The organism is Nocardia aurea (assembly GCF_003123685.1).
GTDB classification, from domain to species: Bacteria; Actinomycetota; Actinomycetes; order Mycobacteriales; family Mycobacteriaceae; genus Nocardia; species Nocardia aurea.
The window spans coordinates 1-3,890 of the sequence record NZ_QCYJ01000184.1; the positions used below are offsets into that span (position 1 = coordinate 1).

Sequence of the window (3,890 nt, forward strand, 5' to 3'; positions counted from 1 at the left end):
GAGCGCCCAGGCGCGCGGGTTGGTGACGAACACCTGGATCATCACGGCGCCGATCTCGGCCATGTATCTGAGGCCGCCCGTGGCCAGGCCGCCGGTCACGAGCACGTGCCCGCCGATGAGAGAGCGTGGGGTCATGATGGCACCCAGTTTATTTGGCCCCCGCGGACCTTTCCCACCGGGCGCGCCGCGTGGCGGGGGCGGCTTGGAGCATGACACGAAAAGTTCTGGACAACCGGTTGGACAGTTGAGAGTTCTTGCGGATGGACCGGGCACGACGGACACGTGTGTACTGCTGGCATGCCCGACACCCTCGCCGGACTGGACCGGTTCAACGCGGCGGCGGAGGCGGACGCGGAGGAGGAACTGCTGGCCTGCTGCGCGTCCCGCGCCTTCGCCCGGGCCGTCGCGTCCGGCCGCCCGTACCAGGACGGCGACCGGCTGGCCGGCGCCGCCGCCGCGGCCGTGCGCGGTCTGGCCTGGCCCGACGTGCTCGAAGCGCTCGCCGCGCATCCCAGGATCGGGGCCCGCCCGGACGGCGGCGGAAGGGAGGCGGCCTGGTCCCGGCAGGAGCAGTCGGGAGTGGAGGACGGCCTGCGGAAGGCGCTCGCGGACGGCAACCGCGCCTACGAGGACCGCTTCGGCCACGTCTACCTGATCTGCGCCACCGGCCTGACGGGCACCCAGATGCTGACCAGGCTGCGCGAGCGCCTCGACCACGACGACGAGGCCGAGCGTGGCGTCGTCCGCGACGAGCTGGCCGAGATCACCCGGCTGCGGATCGCCAAGCTCCTCGGGGAGGCGCCGTGAGCTTCTCCACCCACGTGCTGAACGCGGTCACCGGCCGCCCCGCCGCCGGAGTCCTGGTCCGGCTCGAACACGGCGGCAGGGTCCTGGCCGAGGGCCGCACCGACGACGACGGCCGCATCAAGGGCTGGGACCCGGAGGCCGGGGTCAACCGCGTCGTCTTCGACACCGGCGGCTACCTCGGCGAGACGTTCTACCCCGAGGTGGTCATCGCCTTCACCGTCACGGACCCCTCCGCGCACCACCACGTGCCCCTGCTGCTCAGCCCGTACGCCTACTCCACCTACCGAGGGAGCTAGATGTCGATCATCCTGGGGCCCAACCGCTACGGCAAGGCGGAGACCAGGCTCGTCCGCGTCGTCAGGGACGGCGCCACCCACCACATCAAGGACCTGAACGTCAGCACCTCGCTCTCCGGCGACATGGAGGCCGTCCACCTGACGGGCGACAACGCCGCCGTGCTGCCGACGGACACGCAGAAGAACACCGTCTACGCCCTGGCCAGGAAGCACGGCGTGGACCAGATCGAGGACTTCGCGGCGGTGCTGGCCGGGCACTTCACCGGCTCGCAGCCGTCGATCCACCACGCCAGGGTGGAGATCGAGGAGTACGCCTGGGACCGCGTCCCCGTGTCGCCGCACTCGTTCGTCCGCGCCGGCGGCGAGGTGCGCACCTGCGTCGTCCACCACGACAGGGACGGCCGCGCCACCGTCGTGTCCGGGCTCAAGGACCTCGTCCTGCTGAACACCACCGGATCGGAGTTCCACGACTTCATCGTGGACGAGTACACGACGCTCCGGCCGACGACCGACCGCATCCTCGCCACCGCCGTCACCGCCCGCTGGCGGCACAGGGGCGACACCCCCTCGTACGGCACGTCGTACGAGCGGGTGCGGCGGTCCCTGGTGGAGGCGTTCGCCGGGACGTACAGCCTGTCGCTCCAGCAGACGCTGTACGCCATGGGTGAGCGGGTACTGGCGACCTGCCCCGAGATCTGCGAGGTGAGGCTCGCGATGCCGAACAGGCACCACTTCCCGGTGGACCTGTCGCCGTTCGGCATGGACAACGACAACGAGGTGTTCTACGCCGCCGACCGCCCGTACGGCCTGATCGAGGGCAGTGTGCTGCGCGAGGACGCCCCTGACGCCGCGTTCGCCTGGGAGTAGAGCGATGGACTTCTTGCGGCCCACGACGTGGGCGGAGGTGCTGGCCGCCAAGGCGGACCAGCCGGAGGCGCTGCCCGTCCAGGGCGGCACCGACGTGATGGTGGAGATCAACTTCGACGTGCGCAGGCCCCCCGCCCTGCTGGACCTCACCCGGATCGCCGAGCTGCGCGAGTGGACCGTCGAGGACGGTGGCGGGTGCCGGGTGGGCGCCGGGGTGACGTACGCGACGGTCATCGAGGAGCTGGGCGGCGCGCTGCCGGGGCTCGCGCAGGCGTCACGGACGGTCGGCTCGCCGCAGATCCGCAACCGCGGCACGGTCGGCGGCAACCTGGGCGCGGCCTCGCCCGCGGGCGACAGCCACCCGCCGCTGCTCGCCGCGGGCGCCGAGATCGAGGTGGAGTCGCGCGACCGGGGCATCCGGCTGATCCCGGCCGAGGAGTTCTACCTGGGGGTGAAGCGCTCGGCGCTGCTGCCGGACGAGCTGATCAGGGCTGTGCGGCTGCGCGCGGCCGGCGGTCCGCAGTATTTCTCCAAGGTGGGCACCCGCAACGCCATGGTGATCGCGGTGTGCTCGTTCGCCATCGCGCTGCACCCGGAGGACGGGCGGGTCGGCACCGGCGTCGGCTCGGCCGCGCCCACCCCGCTCCGGGCGCTGGAGGCGGAGGAGTTCCTGCGCGGGGAGCTCGACTGGGACGCCCCGCTCGATCCCGCGCTGGCGCGGCGGTTCGGAGAGCTGTGCGCCGGGGCCGCCTCGCCGATCGACGACGTGCGCGGCACCGCCGGATACCGCAGGCATGCCATCGGCGTGATGGCGCGCCGCACGCTCACCTGGGCCTGGAACGACCACCTGGGAAGGAGGGCCGCCTGATGCGGGTCACGTTCACCGTGAACGGCCGCGAGGAGACCGTGGACGGCGTGTGGGAGGGCGAGAGCCTCCTGTACGTGCTGCGTGAGCGGGTCGGGCTGCCCGGCTCCAAGAACGCCTGCGAGCAGGGCGAGTGCGGCTCCTGCACGGTCTACCTCGACGGCACGCCGGTCTGCTCCTGCCTGGTTGCCGCCGGGCAGGCCGACGGCCGCCAGGTGCGCACCGTGGAGGGGCTCGCCGACGGCGCCCGCCTCGACCCGGTACAGGAGGCGTTCGTCGAGTGCGGGGCCGTGCAGTGCGGGTTCTGCACACCCGGGCTGATCGTGCAGGCGCACGCCCTGATCGAGCGCGTCGCCCGGCCGTCGGACGCGGAGATCCGCGAGGCGCTCGCGGGCAACCTCTGCCGGTGCACGGGATACGAGAAGATCCTCGACGCGGTACGGCTCGCGGCGGCTCGCAAGGCGGCCGGGCGACCCACGGCCGGACGAACGGCCGGACGAACGGCCGGACAAGGGACGCCCGGGGGAGAGGCCGCGGGATGAGCCGCTCCGCGGCGACGGCCCCCGGCGCGACGCTGATCGCGAACGTGCACGTCGCGCCGGTCGTGGGCCCCGAGATCGTGTCCGGGTACATCCTGGTCACCGGCGACCGCATCACCGCCGTCGGCCCCATGACCGAGGCGCCCGCCGCCCCCGGCGCGGCCAGGATCGACGGCGCGGGCTGCCTGGCCACCCCTGGCCTGGTCAACACCCACCACCACCTCTACCAGTGGGCCACGCAGGGCCTGGCCCAGGACGCGACGCTGTTCGAGTGGCTGGCGGCGCTCTACCAGGTGTGGGCCGCCATGGACGCCGAGGTCGTCGAGGGCGCCGCCACCGCGGGCCTCGCCCACCTCGCGCTGTCCGGCTGCACGACCTCCAGCGACCACCACTACCTCTTCCCCAAGGGCCGGGGCGACCTGTTCGCCGCGGGGATCGAGGCGGCCCGCGAGGTGGGCATCCGCTTCCACCCGGCGCGCGGGTCGATGGACCGCGGCCGGTCGCAGGGCGGGCTGC

6 protein-coding genes are annotated in these 3,890 nt (G+C 73.0%); all 6 read left to right on the forward strand.

What is annotated here, in order from left to right; translation table 11 throughout:
- Positions 1 to 297 precede the first annotated feature (297 nt).
- Positions 298 to 807 carry a 2-oxo-4-hydroxy-4-carboxy-5-ureidoimidazoline decarboxylase gene (gene uraD, locus DAT37_RS43700; RefSeq protein ID WP_109530868.1) on the forward strand — a complete coding sequence of 170 codons (510 nt, stop codon included), beginning with the start codon at positions 298 to 300 and terminating at the stop codon, positions 805 to 807.
- Entirely contained in the window at positions 804 to 1,103 is a 300-nt protein-coding gene (gene uraH / locus DAT37_RS43705) for a hydroxyisourate hydrolase (RefSeq protein ID WP_109530869.1), read from the forward strand. The genes uraD and uraH overlap by 4 nt, the downstream gene beginning before the upstream one ends.
- Entirely contained in the window at positions 1,104 to 1,970 is an 867-nt protein-coding gene (gene pucL / locus DAT37_RS43710) for a factor-independent urate hydroxylase (RefSeq protein WP_109530870.1), read from the forward strand. It begins immediately after the preceding gene.
- A gap of 4 nt (positions 1,971 to 1,974) precedes the next feature.
- Positions 1,975 to 2,838: an FAD binding domain-containing protein gene (locus DAT37_RS43715; protein WP_109530871.1), complete on the forward strand. Its 864-nt coding sequence runs from the start codon at positions 1,975 to 1,977 to the stop codon at positions 2,836 to 2,838.
- Positions 2,838 to 3,377, forward strand: a complete 540-nt coding sequence (locus tag DAT37_RS43720) for a (2Fe-2S)-binding protein (RefSeq protein ID WP_198654741.1) — start codon at positions 2,838 to 2,840, stop codon at positions 3,375 to 3,377. The genes DAT37_RS43715 and DAT37_RS43720 overlap by 1 nt, the downstream gene beginning before the upstream one ends.
- Positions 3,374 to 3,890, forward strand: a 517-nt coding sequence (locus DAT37_RS43725) for an amidohydrolase family protein (RefSeq protein WP_157979018.1), incomplete at its 3' end; no start/stop codon positions are given. The genes DAT37_RS43720 and DAT37_RS43725, both read left to right, overlap by 4 nt.

Coding starts and splice junctions, on each gene's coding strand:
- DAT37_RS43720 (WP_198654741.1), top strand. CDS start 2,838: ATGCGGGTCACGTTCACCGTGAACGGCCGCGAGGAGACCGTGGACGGC.
- uraD (WP_109530868.1), top strand. CDS start 298: ATGCCCGACACCCTCGCCGGACTGGACCGGTTCAACGCGGCGGCGGAG.
- pucL (WP_109530870.1), top strand. CDS start 1,104: ATGTCGATCATCCTGGGGCCCAACCGCTACGGCAAGGCGGAGACCAGG.
- DAT37_RS43715 (WP_109530871.1), top strand. CDS start 1,975: ATGGACTTCTTGCGGCCCACGACGTGGGCGGAGGTGCTGGCCGCCAAG.